Annotated in this window: 16 protein-coding genes and 1 other RNA gene; 7 read left to right on the top strand and 10 right to left on the bottom strand. The window is 55.4% G+C overall.

The window, feature by feature from the left end:
* Positions 1 to 20 precede the first annotated feature (20 nt).
* Positions 21 to 1,100, top strand: coding sequence for a patatin-like phospholipase family protein (locus K5E40_RS24165; protein WP_221732959.1), 1,080 nt, complete (start codon positions 21 to 23; stop codon positions 1,098 to 1,100).
* An 85-nt stretch (positions 1,101 to 1,185) separates the two neighbouring features.
* Positions 1,186 to 1,542 (top strand): 6-carboxytetrahydropterin synthase QueD, encoded by a 357-nt coding sequence (gene queD / locus K5E40_RS24170; RefSeq protein WP_007955941.1) that lies wholly within the window; start codon positions 1,186 to 1,188, stop codon positions 1,540 to 1,542.
* Between the two features lie 202 nt (positions 1,543 to 1,744).
* On the opposite strand, the gene K5E40_RS24175 is transcribed toward queD, so the two are convergent.
* From K5E40_RS24175 to K5E40_RS24190, 4 genes are read right to left on the bottom strand one after another with little or no spacing between them, the layout of a single operon-like run.
* A complete protein-coding gene (locus tag K5E40_RS24175) occupies positions 1,745 to 2,902 on the bottom strand; it encodes an AAA family ATPase (protein WP_221732960.1) in 1,158 nt (385 codons plus the stop codon).
* A gap of 2 nt (positions 2,903 to 2,904) precedes the next feature.
* Positions 2,905 to 4,578, bottom strand: coding sequence for an ABC transporter ATP-binding protein (locus K5E40_RS24180; protein WP_221732961.1), 1,674 nt, complete (start codon positions 4,576 to 4,578; stop codon positions 2,905 to 2,907).
* Complete coding sequence (locus K5E40_RS24185) at positions 4,575 to 4,979, bottom strand: hypothetical protein (RefSeq protein WP_221732962.1); 405 nt, start codon at positions 4,977 to 4,979, stop codon at positions 4,575 to 4,577. The genes K5E40_RS24180 and K5E40_RS24185 overlap by 4 nt, the downstream gene beginning before the upstream one ends.
* A complete protein-coding gene (locus K5E40_RS24190; protein ID WP_221732963.1) occupies positions 4,909 to 7,308 on the bottom strand; it encodes a DUF4135 domain-containing protein in 2,400 nt (799 codons plus the stop codon). The genes K5E40_RS24185 and K5E40_RS24190 overlap by 71 nt, the downstream gene beginning before the upstream one ends.
* A 703-nt stretch (positions 7,309 to 8,011) precedes the next feature.
* Between K5E40_RS24190 and K5E40_RS24195 the strand changes: the two genes are divergently transcribed.
* Positions 8,012 to 8,269 (top strand): hypothetical protein, encoded by a 258-nt coding sequence (locus K5E40_RS24195; RefSeq protein WP_221732984.1) that lies wholly within the window; start codon positions 8,012 to 8,014, stop codon positions 8,267 to 8,269.
* A gap of 89 nt (positions 8,270 to 8,358) precedes the next feature.
* Here the strand turns inward: K5E40_RS24195 and ffs are convergent.
* From ffs to K5E40_RS24225, 6 genes are all read right to left on the bottom strand, one after another.
* Positions 8,359 to 8,455: signal recognition particle sRNA small type (ffs, locus tag K5E40_RS24200), an RNA gene on the bottom strand.
* A gap of 111 nt (positions 8,456 to 8,566) precedes the next feature.
* Positions 8,567 to 9,733 (bottom strand): putative zinc-binding metallopeptidase, encoded by a 1,167-nt coding sequence (locus K5E40_RS24205; RefSeq protein WP_221732964.1) that lies wholly within the window; start codon positions 9,731 to 9,733, stop codon positions 8,567 to 8,569.
* Between the two features lie 472 nt (positions 9,734 to 10,205).
* The gene (gene ligA / locus K5E40_RS24210) at positions 10,206 to 12,563 is read right to left on the bottom strand and encodes an NAD-dependent DNA ligase LigA (RefSeq protein ID WP_221732965.1); all 2,358 of its coding nucleotides are present in this window, start codon (positions 12,561 to 12,563) and stop codon (positions 10,206 to 10,208) included.
* A gap of 87 nt (positions 12,564 to 12,650) precedes the next feature.
* Positions 12,651 to 13,511, bottom strand: a complete 861-nt coding sequence (zipA, locus tag K5E40_RS24215) for a cell division protein ZipA (RefSeq protein WP_221732966.1) — start codon at positions 13,509 to 13,511, stop codon at positions 12,651 to 12,653.
* A gap of 226 nt (positions 13,512 to 13,737) precedes the next feature.
* A complete protein-coding gene (gene smc, locus K5E40_RS24220; protein ID WP_221732967.1) occupies positions 13,738 to 17,226 on the bottom strand; it encodes a chromosome segregation protein SMC in 3,489 nt (1,162 codons plus the stop codon).
* A gap of 2 nt (positions 17,227 to 17,228) precedes the next feature.
* Positions 17,229 to 17,888, bottom strand: coding sequence for a GntR family transcriptional regulator (locus K5E40_RS24225; protein WP_221732968.1), 660 nt, complete (start codon positions 17,886 to 17,888; stop codon positions 17,229 to 17,231).
* Positions 17,889 to 18,156: 268 nt separating this feature from the next.
* Between K5E40_RS24225 and xdhA the strand changes: the two genes are divergently transcribed.
* From xdhA to guaD, 4 genes are all read left to right on the top strand, one after another.
* Positions 18,157 to 19,611: a xanthine dehydrogenase small subunit gene (gene xdhA / locus K5E40_RS24230; protein ID WP_221732969.1), complete on the top strand. Its 1,455-nt coding sequence runs from the start codon at positions 18,157 to 18,159 to the stop codon at positions 19,609 to 19,611.
* Entirely contained in the window at positions 19,604 to 22,003 is a 2,400-nt protein-coding gene (xdhB, locus tag K5E40_RS24235) for a xanthine dehydrogenase molybdopterin binding subunit (RefSeq protein WP_221732970.1), read from the top strand. The genes xdhA and xdhB overlap by 8 nt, the downstream gene beginning before the upstream one ends.
* Before the next feature lie 115 nt (positions 22,004 to 22,118).
* Positions 22,119 to 22,976 carry a xanthine dehydrogenase accessory protein XdhC gene (xdhC, locus tag K5E40_RS24240; protein WP_221732971.1) on the top strand — a complete coding sequence of 286 codons (858 nt, stop codon included), beginning with the start codon at positions 22,119 to 22,121 and terminating at the stop codon, positions 22,974 to 22,976.
* Between the two features lie 13 nt (positions 22,977 to 22,989).
* A complete protein-coding gene (guaD, locus tag K5E40_RS24245; protein WP_221732972.1) occupies positions 22,990 to 24,294 on the top strand; it encodes a guanine deaminase in 1,305 nt (434 codons plus the stop codon).
* Positions 24,295 to 24,323 lie beyond the last annotated feature (29 nt).

Here is a 24,323-nt window from a genome sequence, read left to right on the forward strand (position 1 = left end):
TGCTAACGATCGAGACCGGTATGACAGCCATCCACATCAAGTTTCCGTCCCTCACCCTCAAGGCCGGCCCCCGGGCCATGGCGCGCATCCGCGCCCAAGGCCTCAACGCTGCTGATGTCGGCACCCTGCCCGGCGCGGCCGGTGGGCCGAAGGCCTTGGGAATTCAGGGGCTGGATCTGGCCTTGTTCGGTGAGTGGCTGCCGAGTGCGCCGCGCGAACGTTCGCTGATCGGTGCGTCAGTGGGTTCCTGGCGCTTCGCCAGCGCCTGCCTGCCGGACGCCGCCGAAGGCATTCGTCGCCTCGGCCACCTGTACGCCGAGCAGAATTTCAACAAAGGCGTGACCATGGCCGAGATCAGCCAGAGCTCGCAGCGCATGCTCAATGACCTGCTCGATGGCCGCGACGACAGCATTCTCAATAACGCCGATTACCGCTTGAACATCATGGTGGTCAAAAGCCAGGGCCGTCTGGCGGACGACCATCGCGCTCGACTCGGGCTGGCGCTGGGCTCGGTGATTGCCGACAACCTGCGTGGTCGCGCGCGGCTGTCGCGACATTTTGAACGGCTGATCATCCACGATCCGCGCCTGGCACCGCCGGTCCATGCGCTCAACGATTTCCCGTCGCGCTTCGTCGCGCTCAATGCCGCCAATCTGCGTCAGGCGCTGCTGGCGTCGGGTTCGATTCCAATGATCATGGAAGGCGTGCGCGACCTGCCCGGCGCCGGTGCAGGGACTTTCCGCGACGGCGGTCTGCTCGACTATCACCTTGACCTGCCTTATAGCGGCGACGGCATTGTGCTCTATCCGCACTTCACCGACCGGGTGATTCCGGGCTGGTTCGACAAGACCCTGCCATGGCGCCGGGCCTCGGTGGAGCGCTTGCAAGACGTGTTGTTGCTCGCGCCGTCAAAGGAATATCTGGCACGCCTGCCCTACGGCAAACTGCCCGACCGCAACGACTTCAAGCGCTTCATGGGCGATGCGCCGAGCCGGCAAAAATACTGGCACGCGGCGATGGACGAGAGCCGGCGCCTGGGGGATGAATTCCTCGAACTGGCTGCCAATGGTCGCCTCGCCGAGCGCTTGCTGACCCTTTAGTCAGCAAGGCCAAACACAAGCTGATAAACTCGCCGCCTGCCCGAATCGCTGCGGCGAACGCCATCTGAACAGAGCTGAAACTACTGTGGAAATCTTCAAGGAATTTACATTCGAATCCGCCCATCGCCTGCCGCACGTACCGGACGGCCACAAGTGCGGGCGTCTTCACGGCCACTCGTTCAAAGTGGCGATTCACCTGAGCGGCGACCTCGATCCGCACACAGGCTGGATCCGCGACTTCTCCGAGATCAAAGCGATTTTCAAGCCGCTCTACGAGCGCCTGGATCACAACTACCTGAACGACATTCCCGGCCTGGAAAACCCGACCAGCGAAGTCCTGGCCAAATTCATCTGGAATGAATTGAAACCACTGCTGCCGGAACTGAGCGCGATCCGCATCCACGAAACCTGCACCAGCGGCTGCATCTATCGCGGCGAGTAATTCAATACACATCCCCTTTGTAGGCGTTGCCAGAAGCCGCTCCAGGGGATCGGTGTTCATCAAGGAATATAGAGAACAGCCTTCGCGGCTGTTTTTTTATGCCTATGCTTTTTTGGCTCCCACCCTGCCAAGAGGACAGGACCATGACGGACTGGCTGCTGGATCAAGTCTTCGACTTCAACGGGCATAGCGTGCGGTTGACTCACAAAACATTGACATCACCATTAAGAGTCAGTCCCTCAATCCATGTATGAAGCCCCCGCTTGATAACATGCCGTGATTTGAACGCCCCTGACTCCTCTAGAATATCTTTCAATATCGGTGAATGCGTAACAACCCAAATCTGCGATCGCTTACTGGCAGAGCTAATCAAACCAGCCAACGATCTGAGCATATCAGGATGAAGGCTGTTATCAGGCTCGTTCAAAACAATAAAAGGAGGCAATGAACCGGATGTCAGCGCAACGACCAGGCAAATATACTGCAACGTACCGTCAGACAACTCCCACGCATTACTTGTCCGATTACTGTGAGCGAAACGCAAACCAAACGAAACGGTACGCTCAGGCTTTGAAATGTCCAAAGTTGCTCCACCGAATGTATCCGCAATCAGCTTTTCAATAACATCAAGATCCTGAACTATATATTTTTGCGTCGCCAAAACAGCAGCGAGATTTGCTCCAGAGGAATCAAGCACGGTACCACTAACAGCGTAGCAAGGCTTACGGAGGGGTGACTCAATATCAGTCCTGAAACCATGATAAAAACGCCACCCCATTATTTCATGTTTGATACGCAATACCTCGGGAAAACGCTCCGCATCTGAGAGAGCGTTTAATGCCGTGGCCGAGGGAAATAGTCGAATAGAATTAGTCATGTCCAGCATGGCCATTTCTCGATCCATCACTTTCAAGAAACTATTCTCTCTGACCATCAGAATATGAATTTTTCGCCCATCATAAAACGACAACTTTTCATCTTTAATTTGTGGTTCAAACTCAAAGCCATCGCCCAATATAATTTTTTCTCCAAAAACATTTTTTTGCGGCACCAAGCCCGCTGTAATTCTATAACTGTAATAGCCATTATCTGAAAAAGTTGAAAAACGCACTTCGAGAATAATCTTTGAGCGTTCGGCACTGCGCTTTGAATTTTCAGAAAGGATCGACTGCATGCCACCTTCCCTAACGATAAATTTTGAGAACTCCCCCGTCGCGGCAGCCTGCACGAGCTTTAGTGCATTATACAAATTGGTCTTCCCAACTCCATTAGCGCCATGAAAAAGGTTCAACCCGTCAAGATTAATAAACACATCATCAATAGAGCGATACCCTTTAACTGAAACAGACAAAATTCTCACCACTAAAGCTCCACACAATATTCGCCATTAAACGAGACTACTCGATCAGCCAGCTTTAATATCGACTCCCGATGAGCAACAATGATCACAATGTTAGACGCATTATATTTCTTTATATTTGATATGACTGTACGCTCTGCCGCCTCATCAAGAAACGCGGTACTCTCATCAAAAACAACCACTTTATGATCCCGCAAAAAACGTCTTGCCAGCGCAAGACGTTGGCGCTCTCCTCCCGACAACATTAAACCTCTGTCTCCAATTTCCGTGTCCAGTCCGGACGGTAATCCTTTCAGGAACACCTCAAGATTAGCGAGCTTTAAAACAGCTTCCAGTCTCTCATCCGGTGAATTCTGATCGGCAACTTTTAGATTCAATCTCAGCGTACCGTTGAACAAACCAACCTCTTGGGATACGAAAGAAAACCTGGAATAAAAATCGTGATCAGACAAATCGCCTATCGCAACACCACCATATTTAATTAAACCCGACGAGGGCACGTAGAGTCGCATCAGCAATTTGACAATAGTTGACTTACCCACGCCAGACGGGCCAGTGATCGCGACGACTTCACCCGGAGCAAATCGAATTGACAAATCACACAGCACCTTTTCTACAGGTCGGTTAGGGTAAGAGAACCCAACGTTACAAAACTCCAGACCATGACCAACGTTCGGAAGCTTATTACCTTTATCAACACGCCGAATTTCGCAAGCGTCAAAATGCTTTAGTAATGGTGCAAACCCACCTAGTGACTCGATCATGCTTCCAACACTTTTTAAAAGAGCGTCGTACGGCTGACAAACCTGAAACATATAGGCTGCAACCATTACGAAATGACCAACACCTATCTCACCGGAAAGCAACCTTAACGAGGACTCATAAATAACCACAAAAAAAACCAATGAAAAAATAACTATCCTGACCACCTCCAGAGAAGTACTTCTCCTATAGAAATCCAACCAAGACTGGTAAACCCCTTCTTGATCTTCGCGAAAAAACCGCAGTAGAAACTCCTCAGCCAAATAAATACGTATCGTCTCAATATTCGAAACAATACCATGGACAGTTTTAGAACATCCCATTTCCTTCAATATCACAGCTTTGAATAGTTCTGACAAACGACCTATCACTGAAGCGCTAAGAATGGCATATACAAAAACATATAAAAAAATCATAAACATTACGAAAAAATCTTCAAAAAACAGCAACACTACAAATGATACTAATATCTGAACCAAGGACGGCAGCACACCAACCAATAAAGAGCGCACAGTATTATCCATACTCGCAGAAGCACATTGCAACACCTGCGCAAGGTGTGCCGGCCCTTGTACAAGACTCTCATTCGCAGATAAACCAATAGATTTCTTAATAAACATCTCACCGAGATTTATATTAACCCTCTGAATAAACATCATTGTCAACACATCAGACGAATGAGATAACACCTGAGATATAAAAACAACACCAATCACCAAAACCAGAAAGATCAAGAACTGTTCATGATCACTTGAAGCGACCGCAAGCATCCGTTGAAAAAACATGGGCAACAACCCAAACCCTATCGCGGCAAGGAAAACCAGCGTTACCAATAAGGCCAAACGACCTGCATCCTTTGATTTCATGGACAACTTTAATAGCTTATAAGCATCGACAAACCCTTTGGCTTTCATTCGAATACTTCCTGAAAGTTAAGCTTGAACAATTCATGAGGTAACAGGGGAAAGGATCGATCACCTGTCATCAGAGATTTGAGGGCTAGGCATTCTCCGGCACTTCCTTTCATCAGACCACAACCTAAAGTGGCCGAACCATGAATCGACCAATACTTACTTTCCAAATCACTATTCAAAGCTTTCTTGAATAGTCGCCGATAAATCAACTCTACGCCCAAGGCTCCGTTGGAAACTGAGAAACTTTCTTTTCTGCCAGGTTCTAAAACACTCGCCTCAAATAATGCACGAACATTGTATTTCTGTAGAAACTCATTGATCATGCAGATATTAAAATGTCTTTTTAAAAAATCTAATACATAAATAATTCCTGCCCCCCCCATAAGCCCACCCAAACTCATCTTGAAGTTCCATATTTCGAGGTTTACTTCTCAAATCAGGCCAGTTACCACGCTGAGGGTCGAAGCAATTGATCTCCGACATGATCACGCCTTTTATCAATGGCAGGATCGCCCCATCAGGAATATCAAAAACAAGGGCATATACCGCGATCGAATAAGCGACTCCTGCTTGACCATGCGAAAGCCCAGATAATATTTTCTTTGCGTGCCTTGAGATATTGGCAGGAAATATTATCTGCTCACCATCGAGTTCGGATCGCGCTACTAAAACATCGAATATCGACCTAGCAACATCTCGCCAAACCTCCATCCGTGATAGTTCAAAGTAACAACTTGCAATCACTAGAGTCCCGGCAAGACCATAAACCAATCCCGAACCCATTTTCTTATATTCACATGCATAAAAAGACGTGACAATTTTATCGGTTGCAGCGGAAATAGAGGACGGGTTTCCATCTATAAAAATCGGAGCTATTGAACTCAACCCACCGACATATGCTCCACCTATTGGGGACGAGGAGAGGAACTCACTACCCACCACCATTTCATAATACGCGGAGAGAAACTCCTTATTCTCAGACTCTGACTCGAATAACCCCCCAGTAGAGGCGAGATACCCAAGCCCTCCTGAACCCGAAAACAAATCGAACCCTACCGGAGTTAGCTCAAGATAGCTCTCACTTCTACTGGTAAACAGTAACGGGGGAGATTTTTTATAAAGCATGTGCTTAGCAGCTCTCTTTACTGAAGCGGAAGTCGTGTCTAAAGAAAAACAATTAGAGACTTCCCCATCATCAAAGAAGTCAACCCTATCAAACCTAAAGTTCATATCGACTACTTTTCCAGCTTCTTTATACACGCACTTTAAAAATTCAATCTCGTGACCATACCCATCACTTACTATACGATGCAAATCACTCCTTACACTATCGTACCCACTCACATAGTTAATCAGTTTAATACTTTTCACAGCATGAACTGAACAAACGAAAAGAGCCTTTGCACTAGACGTAAACCTTGGGACATCCCCAAGAAAACAGGCTTCAACCTCAGCCTTTAAGAGAGCGGGCTCAGCCCGATAATCTTCGATTGATCCGAGGCAGGACTCGATATAGTTTTTTCGGCCTTCATTACTCTTTAGAAGTAGCGGATGAAAAGACGCCTCAATCACCAAGCAATAATTAGCCGTGTCTCTCAATATCATTCTATTTTTAAAATTAGAAGCTTGATTAAAAAACCTCACAAACCGCTGATACTCAGCAGTTATAATTTTATAACACTCCACACAGCCAGCAACTATACAATCAATATAGTCCATCGGATTCTGTACACAACCATCAAACACTACCGCGTTCGGATTTTTGTTCAAAGATTCTTTTCTAACGATTTCTTTCCGAAATATATTTCCTATCCCCGCGTGCTCGGTGTCGGCAAGTCCATCTGTGTATTTAATAACATTCGGCACAAGCCCAGTTCTAGCTATTGCCGAACGAGACGCGTCAACATAGACATGATGAAATACTGCTTCCAAGTCAACCGGCACAGGATTTCCATGATGAGTTACTATATTTTCATAATGAAGATCGGTAACCCCTAACGAAGCAACTGCGGCAATCAAATAACCTGCTAACTTATAATAGTTCTCTACCTCCGCTTGGCTCTTCAAAGGAACCTGATCACACCACTTCACCCATCCGAAATCTTGCCCCGATATATATTCAGGAAACTCCCAGCCTTGGATATCACATTGATCCTTAAAGAAATCCCCAAGAAACTCGCTTGTTTTCCTTTCCAGTTCCAGGTCGCGCAATTTCAAGGCAAAGGCGGGGCATCCCCGTACGTAAAATAGAGCGACATTTTTATTTCCATCGTGACTTTCATCCCCGAGCAAAAACACATCACTCACTTCATGAGCGTCCGCCAGAAAACCAGTCCGTAGCAATTCCGGAAGCGACTGAACAAAAGCCCCCTTTACTAAGGAAAAATTTTCCAACTCATCCGCAAAAAGTTTATCCAGCAAGTATTGCAGTGATTCATATTTACTCAGAAATTCTAGATACAATTCATCCTGCTCTAAAAAATCCTCGTACGTCATACTGACGCCAAGATCTTCATTGACATGCGAAACTTCTGCCTCAATGGTTTGCCGAACATAACTTTCCACCTTGTTCGCAACATGTATAGCAAACGCATTAGCCAGTTTTTTATCGAACAAAGAAGCAAGATCGAACTCTTTACTCTTATACAGTCCATTCAGATACTCATTTACTAAAACTCTATGCGCTCCGAAATAAGTCGACATGGATTCAACTTTTGAAAAACCACTCATCAACATTTCCTTATGTCAAATAAAATACCGCCTTTCGGCGGTTTGCGACTAGTTAAAAACAACTACATTGGCACTTGGCACCAGCCCATAACACGTCCCGCTTTTTATTGATTTTGGCGAGTAGGAAGCATAGCAACACCTGCTGAAGCATTGAGTACAGTTACTTGTCGCCGGCCCCGTGTGTACAGGTCTTGTAAGCTCCATTCCAGGGGGAGTATTTTCAATTTGCAAAAGAAGTGGATCTACATACATTTTTACGAAGACAGCACTCATCATGACGCCATCCGCCCGAATAACATTTTTAACAGATTCAATATCGACACTACGAATACTCATCTTACGTCCTTGTATTGCCATTAGAATGCTTTGAAAAATTGAGAATCATTTGGAGCTATAGATATATTGGATCAAACCTTTACGGTCAATAAATTCGAAGCAGGAACAGGACTAATATCCTGTAGGACTATTCCAGTGGGGCCATAGGAACAATCCAGACTCAATTAAAAATATTAAGTTCTTTCATACAAGAAATTGACAGAACAAAACATCAAGATGACAGCTCACCCCAATAGTTGTTAATCCAACAACTATCAATTCATATATTTCTCAAGCATTGGAAATAGCTATTCAAACTTGGTTCGAACTCTGCAACCTTCCTCGCCTCTCTCTCATTCCAGCAAGGAACGCCCTATGGCGCAGAGCGATGCCGGCAACGATCCCCCCCCTTAGCGAAGTCCCCAAAGTGGCGATTCACCTAAGCGGCGACCTCGATCCGCACACGGGCTGGATCCGCATCCACGAAACCTGCACCCGTGGCTGCATCTATCGCGGCGAGTTATCCGTGAAGAACACTGAAATCCCTGTAGGAGCGGGCTTGCCCGCGATAGCGGATATCAGTCGCATCAATGTTGAATGTGCCTACGCCATCGCGGGCAAGCCCGCACACAGGGGTGATGCATGACGAATTCATAAATCACAGGCAAAAAAAAACCGCACTGGGCGACACCCATGCAGTTCTGTTGAATCGTTCGATATTCGTTAAGGTGGTAACCCCACCAGCCACACCCCGGCACACAATGTTCCCGCTGTGGCTGCTTCCTTCCGGATCTGACCAGGTTCACGGGTAATCGTTGCGGGGGGACCGATGGGGTCACCATAACGACACTCACCTGTCGGCGAGCCGCGCCATTGTACCTATCTGCGACGAAGTTACAACCGTTGGTTTCAGATTAAAAACATGAAGAGGTTCAAGCACTTGCTATTGCGCTTGCAACACCTCATCAGCCCTGCCGCCCTCTTGCTGGATCACCAGGTGGATGAAGTGCAGCTTGGCAATCGCCGCCGCCGGCAACACGAACGGGTAGAAGTCCGGCTGGCCCATGCTGCGCGACAATTCGTTGAGCATGCCGGCCAGTTCGATCCAGGCGTTGACGAACGACAGAAACGCCCCGCCGCCAGGATGCTCAGGCTCGAACAGAGTGCTTGGCGCAAATGGCTGGTAGTCGAAGTCCATTTCCCGCGCACTCATGCCAAAACCCAGCGCGGTGTCCACTGCGTCCATCATGTGCAGGTAATGCGCCCAGGTTTCCGCCCAGTCTTCCCAGGGGTGCATGGTCGCGTAGGCACTGACGTAATGCTGCGGCCAGTCCAGCGGGGCGCCTTGTTGATAGTGGTGGTCAAGTGCCTCGGCATAGCTGGCGCGCTCGTCGCCAAACAGGTTGCGGAATGATTGGAGCCATGGACCGTTAGCGATCAGCCGATCCCAATAGTAGTGCCCAACCTCGTGGCGAAAATGCCCCAGCAGCGTGCGATAGGGCTCATGCATTTGCGCCCTCACCCGCTCGCGATGGGCGTCGTCGGCTTCTTTGATGTCGAGGGTGATCAGGCCGCTCGCGTGGCCGGTCATTGGCGAGTTGCCTTCGAGGTCGACGCCGATGAAATCGAAGGCCAGTCCGGTTTCTTCACTCACCGTTTTCGGGATGACCTGCAAGCCGAGGGTGATCAGCTGTGCCACCAGGCGGCGCTTGGCAGTTTCCACCTTGCGCCACAGTTCGGGGTTTTCAGAAACCGAAAGATCGGGAATCGTGCGATTGAGGCTGCAGGCGACGCACAGGAGGTCGTGACCGTTGTCCGGCAGCAGCCAGTTGCATGCAGCAGGCGTATCGAGATTGGCGCAACGACGGAACAGTCCCGCCTCGGGGTCGGCATCCAGCGTCCAGGAGCCTTCCTGCGGCCCCGGTTGCAGCGAGGTCAGGCGACTTTGTTCAGACTGATAACCGAGCAATGCGCTGCAAGCCAGGCACTGACTGTTGCGAAAGAACAGTGACTGACCGCAGCGACACGGCCAGACTTTGCTGTTGCGTGAAGATTCGCCCATGAACGGCGCGACGATACGAGAACTGAGTTGCTCGAAAAAGCGGTACATGGCGATCTCTCCTTGGGGCTTGCCAAGACTAGATCATTCCCGCCCAAAGATCGTTCCCACGCAGAGCGTCACTAGTGTCCGGTAAAACCTGTTTCATAGCAGAAGGCAGCCTTGAGCTGCCTTCTGCTCCGTTCGCTTCTGCCTTCGATGTTCAAGATGTTCGATGCTTGATGGCCGTTCGAACAACGTGTGGGCTATCCGAATGACGAAGCTGGAAATAGACCCAGAGCCACCTGACCGGCGCTGATAAAGGTGCAGCAAGAGGTACGTGATCAAAGCGCTGTATATCTGAAGACGGACGGCATTTTCGGAGAACTTGAAGCATCTGTGCAAATCGGGTGCTGCTGAACATAGGCGAAAATCGAGTCTGAAAAACCTGATTATTGCTCAGGAAGCAGGCACAGCAAGGGGGAGCAAGCTCCCCCTTCAGTTTTTACCGGACACTAGTGACGCAATGCGTGGGAACGAGAGGTCAGACGGAGAGGCCGCAGCCCTTCAGGAACGCGATAAATGCCTCCTCATCCATCACCTTCACCCCAAGCTCATTGGCCTTGGTCAGCTTGGAGCCAGCGCCAGGGCCGGCCACCACGCAATGCGTCTTCGCCGATACAGAACCGGCAACCTTCGCCCCAAGGCTTTCAAGATGTTCCTTGGCGACATCGCGGCTCATCAACTCGACCTTGCCCGTCAGCACCCAAGTCTGCCCGGACAGCGGCAAACCTTCGACGACCTTCTTCTCGCTCTGCCAGTGCATGCCGAAATCACGCAGTTGCTTCTCGGCCTCCTCGGCCAGTTGGCGATGCTGCGGCAGCGCAAAAAACTCACGTACCGAATTGGCCTGTTTCTCTGCCAATGCCTGACGCATGTCCAGCCAGTCGGCGCTCATTACCGCGTCGAGCGAGCCAAACTTGTCTGCCAGTTTCTGCGCCCCGCCTGGGCCGACCGAAGGAATGTGCAGCTTGTCGAGGAAGCCGCCCAGCGTAGTGCTGGCGGCAAACTCGGCGCCCAGTTCGCCCTGATCCTGAATCTGCAAGCCATGACCGAGCAATTCGCTGATCACCTGCTGGTTGTGCGCATCTTCAAAGAAGCTGTGAATCTCGTGTGCCACTTCCAGGCCGACATCCGGCAGATACGTCAGCACTTGCGGCAACGCTTGTTGCACGCGCTCCAGCGAACCCAGCGAGCGCGCCAGTACCTTGGCCGTTTCTTCACCAACATCGGGAATGCCAAGGGCATAGATGAAACGCGCCAGCCCCGGCTTCTTGCTGTCTTCGATGGCCGCGAGCAGTTTGTTACTGGACACCTCGGCAAAGCCTTCAAGATCGACGATGTCATCAAACTTCAGCGCGTATAAATCGGCAGGCGAACTGACCAGACCTTCATCGACCAATTGCTCGACGCTCTTGTCGCCGAGGCCTTCAATGTCCATCGCACGACGCGAGACGAAGTGGATGATCGCCTGCTTCAATTGCGCGCCACAGGCCAGGCGCCCCACGCAGCGATACACCGCGCCTTCGCTGACGGTTTCCTTGCCCTTGCTGCGCTTGATCAGTTGCGTGCGCTCGACGTGGGAGCCGCACACCGGACAGCTCTCAGGAATCGCCACAGGTCGTGCATTGTCCGGACGGCGTTCGGTGACCACTTGCACCACTTGCGGGATCACGTCACCGGCACGACGGATGATCACGGTGTCGCCGATCATCAGGCCCAGCCGCGCGACTTCGTCCATGTTGTGCAGCGTGGCATTGGCCACGGTGACGCCAGCGACTTTGACCGGTTTCAACCGCGCAACCGGAGTAACCGCGCCGGTGCGACCGACCTGAAACTCCACATCAAGCAACTCGGTGAGTTCTTCCATGGCCGGGAATTTATGCGCAATCGCCCAACGCGGTTCGCGAGCGCGGAAGCCCAGTTCACGCTGATCGGCAATGCTGTTGACCTTGAACACCACACCGTCGATTTCGTAAGTCAGCGAGCTGCGTCGCTCACCCATATCGCGGTAGTAATCGAGGCACTCGTCGATGCCTTTGGCCAGTTTCAGTTCGTGACTGATCGGCATGCCCCACTTTTGCAACTGTTTGAGGTTGCCGATGTGGGTGTCGGAAATATCGTGGGACACCTGGCCGATGCCGTAGCAGCAGAACTCCAACGGACGGTTGGCGGTGATCTTCGAATCCAGCTGACGCAGACTGCCCGCCGCCGCATTGCGCGGGTTGGCGAAGGTCTTGCCACCGATGTCCAGTTGCGAGGCGTTGAGGCGCTCGAAACCGGCCTTGGACATGAACACTTCACCGCGCACTTCCAGGGTCGCCGGCCAGCCTTCGCCGTGCAGCTTCAGGGGAATGTTGCGCACGGTGCGCACGTTGACGCTGATGTCTTCGCCGGTGGTGCCGTCACCGCGTGTGGCGCCACGAACCAGCACTCCGTCCTGATACAGCAGGCTGACCGCCAGGCCATCGAGCTTCGGCTCGCAGCTGTACTCCACCGCCGAACCACCGCCGAACAGATCGCCGGCCGGCAGATCCAGACCTTCAGTGACACGGCGATCAAACTCGCGCATATCGGTTTCTTCGAAGGCGTTACCGAGGCTGAGCATCGGCACTTCGTGGCGCACCTGAGTAAAGGCGGTCAGCGCCACACTGCCGACACGCTGGGTCGGCGAGTCGCTGGTGATCAGCTCCGGGTTGGCTGCTTCCAGAGCCTTGAGCTCGTGGAACAACCGGTCGTACTCGGCATCCGGAATGCTCGGCTCGTCGAGGACGTGGTAACGGTAGTTGTGCTGATCCAGCTCAGCGCGCAGCGCTAGAATGCGGTTTTGGGCGGCGGTCATGGGTGTTCTCTCATAAAGCAAAAGAGCAGCCGAGGCTGCTCAATCTATTTTGCCGATTGCCTCTGTATAACGAGGCAATCTTTTCAATCAACGCTTATGGGTCAGGGCGCGGCGCTCGAACTCGACGATGCGCTGACGGTAATGCTCGATGGTCTGCGCGGTCAGGACGCTGCGCTGATCATCTTTGAGTTCACCGTTCAGTTCCTGGGACAACTTGCGGGCAGCGGCCACCATCACGTCGAAGGCCTGCTTCGGATGACGCGGACCTGGCAGGCCGAGGAAAAAGCTCACTGCCGGGGTGCTGAAATGATCGATATCGTCCAGATCAAAGATGCCCGGCTTGACCGCATTGGCCATGGAGAACAGCACCTCGCCGTTGCCAGCCATGCTTTCGTGGCGATGGAAAATATCCATCTCACCAAAACGCAGACCGCTTTCCAGAATATTCTGCAACAGCGCTGGGCCTCTGAAACCGGCAGCGTCGCGGCAGATCACGCTGATCACCAGAACTTCTTCGGCTTGCGGTTGTTCCTTGTCACTGGCCACCGGTGCAGCCTTGGCATCATTGGCAAAGTCTTCACGGCTGCTGAAGCTCGGGCCACCGTCCAGATCCAGGTCAAGGTTCAGGTCGCCCTGGGCAGGACCGTTGCTGCCACGCTTGCCACGCTTGGAACCGGATTCGCGAGGCTCGCGTGCTTCGCGGGCCGGCATGCTCACCGACGGCAGATCATGCTCGTCCAGTTGTGGCTCTTTGTGGGTGTCCAGGACGCGGGCCGGGCCCAACAGCTCGGCGCTGGTGTCCTCGTCCGGCAAATTGGACAGACTTCGATCAAGACGGAATTTCAGTTTTCCCTTGCCGCCGCGCATCCGGCGCCAGCCATCGAAAAGAATACCGGCTATCACAATGATGCCGATGACGATCAGCCACTCGCGCAGACCGATTTCCATGTAATCCCGTGCCTCTATAAAAAATGCTGAAAAATAAGGGGTTTACACTGTGCAAACCGCTTTAAAACGTGGCGCCAACTCTATGTTCTGACAGGCGTTTTGCCCACGTATACGAAAAATTGACATTAAACTAGCACGATCAAAGGCTTCGCAGCTACAAGCTTTAAGCTCCAAGCTGCAAGCCGCTTCACTTACCGCTTGAAGCTTGCAACTCGCCGCTGCGCCGCTAGGCGTCCACCATCGCCATCGCCTCCTCGACATCCACAGCTACCAGTCGCGAACAACCCGGTTCATGCATCGTCACACCCATCAACTGCTCGGCCATTTCCATGGCGATCTTGTTGTGAGTGATATAGATGAACTGCACGGTCTGAGACATCTCTTTAACCAATCGTGCGTAGCGTCCAACGTTAGCGTCATCCAGTGGTGCATCAACTTCATCGAGCATGCAGAACGGCGCCGGGTTCAATTTGAAGATCGCAAAAACCAGTGCCAGCGCGGTCAGGGCTTTTTCCCCGCCGGAGAGCAAATGGATGGTGCTGTTCTTCTTTCCTGGCGGCTGCGCCATGATCGTTACCCCTGTATCGAGTAGATCTTCGCCCGTCAGTTCCAAATACGCGCGCCCGCCACCGAAAACTTTTGGAAAAAGCGCCTGTAAACCGCCATTGATCTGATCAAAGGTATCTTTGAAACGGTTTCGGGTTTCCTTGTCGATCTTGCGGATAACGTTTTCCAGCGTTTCCAGTGCCTCGACCAGATCGGCATCCTGAGCATCCAGATAACGTTTACGCTCGGATTGTTGCGTGTATTCGTCGATGGCCGCGAGGTTGATCGCACCCAGACGCTGTATCCGCGCATTGATCCGTTCGAGTTCCTCTTCGGCTTCGCGTTCACTGGCCTGTGCCGTTAATGTCGCGAGCACGCCATTGAGATCGTAGCCATCTTCGAGCAGTTGATCCTGCAAAGCCTTGCGGCGCACGGTCAGGGCTTGCCATTCCATGCGCTGCTGTTCGAGCTGGCCACGGATCAACTGCGATTGCTGCTCGGCTTGCGTCCGGCGTTTTTCCGCTTCGCGCAATTCACGGTCGGCATCTTCCAGGGCGATTTGCGCTGTCTTGAGTTCTTCGTCGACGGTCATGCGCTTGTCGAGCAACTCTTCGAGCTTCAGGCGCAGCTCTTCCAGAGGGGCCTCGCCCTCCTCCAGATTCAGACTCAACTGTTCGCGCTTTTCGGTCAGACGCTCGGCCTGCATTTCCAGACGCTCCAGCGCCTGGCGCGTGGAGTCATGCTGCGCGCGCAACGAGCCGAGACGCACGGCCAGTTGATGCGCGTGATCCTTGTGCTGCCGCGCTTCCTGACGCACGCGGTCGAGGCGCTCGCGCAAGCTGTCTCGCTGGGCCAGCAGCAACTCGCGTTGCTCGGTGTCCAGCGCCATGGCGTCGAGGGCGTCCTGCAATTGCATGCGCGCTTCGCCTACTTGCTCATGCTCGAGCTCACGCTGCTCGCCGAGCTCTATCAGCTCTTCATCGAGACGGGTACGGCGCAGCGTCAGTTGTTCGGCCTTGGCTTTGCCGGCGGACAACTGGGCTTTCAATTCACCTTGCTGACGGGCTTCGTCTTGCAGCAAGCGACGCAAATGTTCGCGACCGTTTTCCTGCTGACGCTGTTGCGCGCGCAGGGTTTGCAAACGGGTTTCCATCGCCTCGACCGTGGCCTCACGCTCTTCACGTTCGAGATGCAGCGTCTCGATTTCCTGGCCACGGGCGAGCATGCCGCTTTCGGCTTCGCTGGCACGGCGCACGCGCAGGAAATGCCGACCGACCCAGTATCCATCGCGGCTGATCAGACTCTGCCCGGCGCTCAACTGGCCGCGCAGGGCCAACGCCTGTTCCAGACTGTCGACCGGTTTGACCTGACTGAGCCATGGCGACAGATCAATCTGTGCCTCGACCTTGTCCAGCAAGCTGCCAGTCACGCGCACGCCGTCGGTGCCAGGGCTGAGCAGGCGCAAATCGCCCTGCGTAAAACCGGACAAATCAAAGCCGTTGAAATCGTCGACCAGTACCGCCTGCAAATCGGCGCCGAGCACGGTTTCCACCGCCAGCTCCCAACCGGCCTCGACCTTCAGGCCTTCGGCCAGACGCGGACGTTCGGCCAGGTTGTGCTCCTTCAGCCATTCAGCGGTGCCGGTGCCCGGGTCGAGCGCGGCTTGCTGCAAGGCTTCCAGAGAAGCCAAGCGACCATTAAGGCGCTGCAAATCACCCTGCGCCTGTTGCTGCGCGGTCAGCGCCTGCTGCAACTCCTGGCGCAGTTGCTCAAGCTTTTCGACCTGAGCCTCTTCGCTGGTTTGCAAATCTTCGAGCGTCGCTTCGGACTCGGCGAGTTGCTCGTTGAGTTCCATGATCGCCGCGTCTTCCGGATCGGCCGAGAGCAACGCACGCTCTTCGCCAAGGCGCTTTTGCCGATCGGCCAGACGCTCCATGCTGGTTTCCAGCTGCTGGATGCGCGACTGCTGGACTTCAGCCTGACGGCGCGGTTCAGCGGCGGTCAGGTTGAAGGTGTCCCACTGCTCCTGCCAGCCGTGCATCACGGTTTCGGAATCTTCCAGCGCGGCGGCAGCCTCTTCGGCGGCGGCGCTGGTGACTTCCTGCTCAGGGGTGAGCATGTCCAGCTCTTCGCCGAGGGTCAGCAGCAACGTGCGGTCGTGGCCCAAGTGCGATTCGGTTTCCAGACGAGCGCGCTCGGCTTCTTTCAAGTCGTCCTGCAACTGACGCAAACGTTGCTGGCCGTGCTGGATGCTCTGCTCGACGCGGGCGATGTCGCCACCGACCGAATAGAAGCGCCCTTGCACCAGATTGAAGCGCTCCGACAGATCATGGTGCCCGTCGCGCAGGCGTTCGATAGCGGCGTCGGCGTTACGTTGCTCGGCGACCAGCGCTTCGAAGCTGATTTCCTGGGTGCCAATGATCGACTCGCGCTGGCCGACCTGATCGTTCAGATCCTGCCAGCGCAGGACCGACAGTTGCGCCTTGAGCTGACGCTCCTCGGTTTTGAATTCCTGATATTTCTTGGCGGCCTCGGCCTGGCGGTGCAAGCGCTCGAGTTGACGCTCGAGTTCTTCGCGCAGGTCGGTCAGGCGGGCAAGGTTTTCGTGGGTGCGGCGGATGCGGTTTTCGGTCTCGCGCCGACGCTCCTTGTACTTGGAGATACCTGCCGCTTCTTCGATGAAGTTGCGCAGGTCTTCAGGCTTGGATTCGATCAGCTTGGAGATCATCCCCTGCTCGATGATCGAGTAGCTGCGCGGGCCGAGGCCGGTGCCGAGGAAGATATCGGTGATGTCGCGACGACGGCATTTGGTGCCGTTGAGGTAATAAGTCGTCTGGCTGTCGCGGGTCACTTTGCGGCGAATGGAAATCTCCGCGTAAGCGGCGTATTCGCCCAGCAGCGTACCGTCGGAGTTGTCGAACACCAATTCGATGCTCGCCTGGCTCACCGGTTTGCGGCTGGTCGAGCCGTTGAAGATGACGTCGGTCATCGACTCGCCACGCAGGTTTTTCGCCGAACTTTCGCCCATCACCCAGCGTACGGCGTCGATGATGTTCGACTTGCCGCAACCGTTCGGCCCGACGACCGCCGCCATGTTACTGGGGAAGTTCACCGTGGTCGGGTCGACGAAGGATTTGAATCCCGCCAGTTTGATGCACTTGAGACGCACGCTTAGGCGACCGTCAGGGCAGACACCACCAGATCGCAACTGCGCTGGGCGTAAGCCGTCAGCACGATGCGGATCTGCGGCAAATCACGGGCAAGCACAGCGGCCAGCAAGCGCTCGAACAGTTCGAGGAACTCGCTCATCTCGGCCTTGCGCTGCTCGAGGGCGAGGAAGTACGCGCGGCTCATCGCCGGTTGCAGGTTCTCGACGGTTTCTTGCAGGTATGGATTGTTGGCAAACGGATAGGCCGCGCGCATCACGGCGAAACTGTCGTCGACGAAGGTGCGGATGTCCTGACGCTCGTAGCTGGCGGTCAGGCGCTGCTGGATCTGCACGAACGGCGCCATGTCGGCCTGGACTTGCCAGCCATTGGCCACCGAGTTGCCGAGCAGGATATACAGCTCGCTCATCAGCGTGCACAGGCTCTGCACCTTGTGCGCCGTCAACTCGGTGACGTGCGCGCCACGGCGCGGCAGGATCGCGATCAGGTGGCGGCGCTCAAGGATCAGCAAGGCTTCGCGAACGGATCCGCGGCTGACATTGAGTGCCAGCGTGACCTTCTGCTCCTGGATGCGTTCTCCCGGCTTCATTTCGCCACGAATGATGCGTTCGGCGAGGTGGTGAGCGATTTGCTCGGCGAGGCTGTCCGGCGCCTTGAACGTCATGGTTGTCCTTCAAACTCTATCGATCTGCACAAGCGGCGCAGTGTAGCGCAAATGCACGGTCATGGCGGAGTGCCCACTCAGCGGTTTTTGGCACGAATCCCGCAAAAAAGCAGGGGATCCAATGAGGGTCAATACTGAATAGACACGTTGCTGATCGACGAAACGCATTTTCCTGACCTTTAAGTCAGAAAACCATTGACCGAAAAGTCAGACCTGCTAAATTCGGTTCACGTCGGTTAACAACAATAATGAGTCTGCGAGGCCTTCCGTGATCCAGTTTTTACTTAACCAGGAACTCCGTAGCGAGCACGCCCTGGACCCGAATCTGACTGTGCTCAATTACCTGCGTGAACACGTCGGCAAATCCGGCACCAAAGAAGGTTGTGCCAGCGGTGACTGCGGCGCCTGCACCGTGGTGGTCGGCGAGTTGCAAACGGATGACGCTGGCCGCGAACACATTCGCTATCGCAGCCTCAACTCGTGCCTGACGTTCGTTTCGTCGCTACACGGCAAACAACTGATCAGCGTCGAAGACCTCAAGCACCAAGGCGAACTGCACAGCGTGCAGAAAGCCATGGTCGAGTGCCATGGCTCGCAGTGCGGTTTCTGCACTCCCGGTTTCGTCATGTCGCTGTTCGCCCTGCAAAAGAACAGCGATGCGCCGGATCATGCCAAAGCCCACGAAGCACTGGCCGGCAACCTCTGCCGCTGCACCGGCTATCGGCCGATTCTGGCCGCTGCCGAGCAATCGTGCTGTGGCAAGCAACCGGACCAGTTCGATGCCCGCGAAGCCGAGACCATCGCCCGCCTCAAAGCCATTGCCCCCACCGATATCGGCGAGCTCAACAGCGGCGACAAGCGCTGCCTGGTGCCGCTGACTGTGTCCGATCTGGCCGACCTCTACGACGCCTACCCGCAAGCCCGGCTGCTGGCTGGCGGCACCGATCTGGCGCTGGAAGTCACCCAGTTCCACCGCACCCTGCCGGTGATGATCTACGTCGGCAATGTCGCAGAAATGAAGCGCATCGAAACCTTCGACGACCGTATTGAAATCGGCGCCGCCGCTGCTCTCTCCGACTGCTACGAAACATTGAACGCCGAGTACCCGGACTTCGGCGAACTGCTGCACCGCTTCGCCTCTCTGCAAATCCGCAACCAAGGCACCCTAGGCGGCAACATCGGCAACGCCTCGCCCATCGGTGACTCACCGCCCCTGCTGATCGCCCTCGGTGCGCAAATCGTGCTGTGCAAGGGTGAAACCCGGCGCACGTTGAATCTTGAGGACTACTTCATCGATTACCGCGTCACGGCGCGTCAGGAAAGCGAGTTCATTGAGAAGATCATCGTCCCGCGTGCCAGCGCCGAGCAGCTGTTCCGCGCCTATAAAGTGTCGAAACGTCTGGACGACGACATCTCTGCCGTCTGCGCCGCGTTCAACCTGCGCGTCGAAAACGGCGTGATCACTGACGCCCGCGTCGCCTTCGGCGGCATGGCGGCGATCCCGAAACGCGCCGCCCATTGCGAAGCCGTGTTGCTCGGCCAGCCGTTCAACAACGCCGTGGTCGAACGCGCCTGCGCCGCGCTGGCCGAGGACTTCACCCCGCTCTCGGATTTCCGCGCCAGCAAGGAATATCGCCTGCTCAGCGCGCAGAACCTGCTGCGCAAATACTTCATCGAACTGCAAACACCGCACATCGAGACTCGGGTGACCGCTTATGTCTAACCATCACGCCGTAGAGAAGACCCAAGCTGAATTGGCTGAACTGTTCGCCAAAGACCTGACCACCGGTGTCGGTCGTAGCGTGAAACACGACAGCGCCGCCAAGCACGTGTCCGGTGAAGCGCAATACATCGATGATCGCCTGGAATTCCCCAACCAGTTGCACCTGTACGCACGCCTGTCGGACCGCGCCCACGCGAAGATCATCAGCATTGATACAAGTCCTTGCTATGCCTTCGAAGGCGTACGCATCGCCATCACCCACGAAGACGTCCCGGGCCTGAAAGACATTGGCCCGCTGATGCCGGGCGATCCGTTGTTGGCCATCGATGATGTGCAGTTCGTCGGTCAACCGGTGCTGGCCGTGGCGGCGAAAGATCTGGAAACCGCGCGCAAAGCGGCAATGGCCGCGATCATCGAATACGAAGATCTGGAGCCGGTGCTGGACGTGGTCGACGCCCTGCGCAAACGCCACTTCGTGCTCGACAGCCACACCCATCAGCGCGGCGATTCGGCCGGCGCTTTGGCGACAGCCGAGCACCGCATTCAAGGCACGCTGCACATCGGCGGCCAGGAACACTTTTATCTGGAGACGCAGATATCCTCGGTAATGCCGACCGAAGACGGCGGCATGATCGTCTACTGCTCCACGCAGAACCCCACCGAAGTACAGAAACTGGTCGCCGAAGTGCTCGACGTGTCGATGAACAAGATCGTCGTCGACATGCGTCGCATGGGCGGTGGTTTCGGTGGCAAGGAAACTCAGGCAGCAAGCCCCGCATGCCTGTGCGCGGTGGTCGCGCACCTCACCGGCCAGCCGACCAAGATGCGTCTGCCGCGCGTCGAAGACATGTTGATGACCGGCAAGCGTCACCCGTTCTACGTCGAGTACGACGTCGGCTTCGACAGCACCGGGCGCCTGCACGGGATCAACATGGATCTGGCCGGCAATTGCGGCTGCTCGCCGGACTTGTCCGCCTCGATCGTTGACCGGGCGATGTTCCACTCGGACAACTCCTACTACCTGGGCGACGCGACCATCAACGGTCACCGCTGCAAGACCAACACCGCATCGAACACCGCGTACCGGGGTTTCGGCGGCCCGCAAGGCATGGTTGCCATCGAAGAAGTGATGGATGCGATTGCCCGTCACTTGAACCTCGATCCGCTGGCCGTGCGCAAGGCCAACTACTACGGCAAGACCGAGCGCAACGTCACGCACTACTACCAGACCGTCGAGCACAACATGCTCGAAGAAATGACCGCCGAACTGGAAGAAAGCAGCCAGTACGCCGAACGCCGCGAAGCGATCCGTCGCTACAACGCCAACAGCCCGATCCTGAAAAAAGGCCTGGCGCTGACCCCGGTGAAATTCGGTATTTCCTTCACCGCCAGCTTCCTGAACCAGGCCGGTGCGCTGATCCACATCTACACCGACGGCAGCATCCACCTGAACCATGGCGGCACGGAAATGGGCCAGGGTCTGAACACCAAAGTCGCGCAGGTCGTGGCCGAAGTGTTCCAGGTCGAAATCGATCGCGTGCAGATCACCGCGACCAATACCGACAAGGTGCCAAACACCTCGCCGACCGCTGCTTCCAGCGGTGCCGACCTCAACGGTAAAGCCGCCCAGAATGCCGCCGAGATCATCAAGCAACGCTTGGTTGAGTTCGCCGCACGGCACTTCAAAGTCAGCGAGGAAGACGTCGAATTCCATAACGGCCATGTACGCGTTCGTGATCACATCCTGACCTTTGAATCGCTGATCCAGCAGGCGTATTTCAATCAGGTCTCGCTGTCGAGCACCGGGTTCTACAAGACCCCGAAAATCTACTACGACCGCAGTCAGGCCCGTGGCCGTCCGTTCTACTACTTCGCCTTCGGCGCGGCGTGCTGCGAAGTGATCGTCGACACCTTGACCGGCGAGTACAAGATGCTGCGCACCGACATCCTCCACGACGTCGGCGCCTCGCTGAACCCGTCCATCGACATTGGTCAGGTGGAAGGCGGTTTCGTCCAGGGCATGGGCTGGCTGACCATGGAAGAACTGGTCTGGAACAACAAAGGCAAGCTGATGACCAACGGCCCGGCCAGCTACAAGATCCCGGCCGTGGCGGACATGCCGCTGGACCTGCGGGTAAAACTGGTGGAGAACCGTAAAAACCCGGAAGACACGGTGTTCCACTCCAAGGCTGTGGGCGAGCCGCCGTTCATGCTCGGGATTGCGGCGTGGTGCGCGATCAAGGATGCGGTGGCGAGCCTCGGCGACTACAAGCATCAACCGAAAGTCGATGCACCGGCGACCCCTGAGCGGGTGCTGTGGGGGTGTGAGCAGATGCGGCGGTTGAAAGCCGTGAAAGCGGTAGAAACAGAGACCGAGTTGGCTTCGCTCTAGACCGAGGCGCGCCATTCGCGAGCAAGCCCGCTCCCACAGGAAAATGCATTCCAAATGTGAGAGCGGGCTTGCTCGCGAAGACGACTGAACAGACAACACAGATGTCGAGGTGAATATGTACAACTGGATCGACGCCCTCGCCGACCTGCAGAACCAAGGTGAAGCCTGCGTTCTGGTGACGATCATCGAAGAACTCGGCTCGACGCCACGCAATGCCGGCTCGAAGATGGTGATCAGCGCGAACCAGAGCTTCGACACCATCGGTGGCGGGCATCTGGAATACAAAGCCATGCAGATCGCCCGCGACATGCTCGCCAGCGGCAAGCAAGACACACATCTGGAGCGCTTCAGCCTCGGCGCTAGCCTCGGCCAGTGCTGCGGCGGCGCCACCGTGTTGCTGTTCGAACCGATGGGCCAGGTGCAGGCGCAAATCGCCGTGTTCGGCGCCGGCCACGTTGGCCGTGCTTTGGTGCCGTTGCTCGCCAGCCTGCCGTGCCGGGTGCGCTGGATCGATTCGCGGGAGGCGGAGTTCCCCGAACAGATCCCCCACGGCGTGCGTAAAATCGTCGCCGAAGAGCCCGTGGATGAAATCGATGACCTGCCCGCCGGCAGCTACTGCATCGTCATGACCCACAACCATCAGCTTGATCTGGAGCTGACCGCCGCGATCCTCAAGCGCAATGACTTCACCTGGTTCGGCCTGATCGGCTCGAAGACCAAACGCGCCAAGTTCGAACACCGTTTGCGTGACCGCGGTTTCGACGCCAGCGTCGTGCAACGCATGCGCTGCCCGATGGGCATCAGCGAAGTCAAAGGCAAACTGCCTGTGGAAATCGCCATCTCCATCGCCGGCGAAATCATCGCCACCTATAACGCCAACTTCGGCCAGCACACCGCCAGCGCCGAACCGATTGCCAAACTGCTGCCCGTATCGCGCCGCAGTCAGGCCGCCAAACTCAAAGCCTCAAATTGATTAGAGAACCCTCATGCCTCTGACTCGCAAAGCCTACCGCGCCGCCATCCTGCACAGCATTGCCGACCCTGCCGAAGTCGGGATCGAAGCCTCCTACGAATATTTCGAGGACGGCCTGCTGGTGGTCGATGGCGGCAAGATCAGCGCCCTCGGCCACGCCAGCGAACTGCTGCCGACCCTGCCGGCGGACATCGAGATCACCCAGTATCAGGACGCGCTGATCACTTCGGGCTTCATCGACACTCACATCCACCTGCCGCAAACCGGCATGGTCGGCGCCTACGGCGAGCAACTGCTCGACTGGCTCAACACTTACACCTTCCCGTGCGAAAGCCAATTCGGCGACAAGGGCCACGCCGACGATGTCGCCGACATTTTCATCAAAGAGTTGCTGCGCAACGGCACCACCACCGCGCTGGTGTTCGGCAGCGTGCATCCGCAGTCGGTGAACTCGTTCTTCGAGGCAGCCGAGAAGCTCGATCTGCGCATGATCGCCGGCAAGGTGATGATGGATCGCAATGCGCCGGATTACCTGACCGACACCGCCGAATCGAGCTACGTCGAAAGCAAGGCGCTGATCGAGCGCTGGCACGGCAAGGGCCGCTTGCACTACGCGGTCACCCCGCGTTTCGCTCCGACCAGTACCCCGGAACAGCTTGGACTGGCGGGGCAACTGCTGACCGAATACCCGGATTTGTACATGCAGACCCACATCAGCGAGAACCTCAAGGAAATCGAGTGGGTCAAGGAACTGTTCCCGGAGCGCAAGGGCTACCTGGACGTTTACGATCACTACAAACTGCTCGGCGAGCGCTCGGTATTCGCCCACGGCGTGCACCTGTGCGACGACGAATGCGCGCGTCTGGCGCAAACGGGCTCGGCGATCTCGTTCTGCCCGACCTCGAACCTCTTCCTCGGCAGCGGCTTGTTCAACCTGCCGATGGCCGAGAAGCACAAGCTGAACGTCGGCCTCGGTACTGACGTCGGCGGTGGCACCAGTTTCTCGCTGCTGCAAACCTTGAACGAAGCCTACAAAGTGATGCAACTGCAAGGTGCGCGTTTGAGTCCGTTCAAGTCGCTGTACCTGGCGACGCTGGGCGGCGCGCGGGCACTGCGCCTGGAAGACAAGATCGGCAACCTGAAACCGGGCAGTGATGCCGACTTCCTGGTGCTCGACTACAACGCCACGCCGCTGCTGAGCTATCGCTTGAAGCAGGCCAACAACATTGCCGAAACGTTGTTTGTGTTGATGACACTGGGCGATGACCGGACGGTGCAGCAGACTTATGCGGCGGGTGCTTTGGTGCATCAGCGCTAAGTCTTTCAGGCATAAAAAATCCCCCGGAG

The organism is Pseudomonas baetica (assembly GCF_019733355.1).
GTDB lineage: Bacteria > Pseudomonadota > Gammaproteobacteria > Pseudomonadales > Pseudomonadaceae > Aquipseudomonas > Aquipseudomonas baetica_A.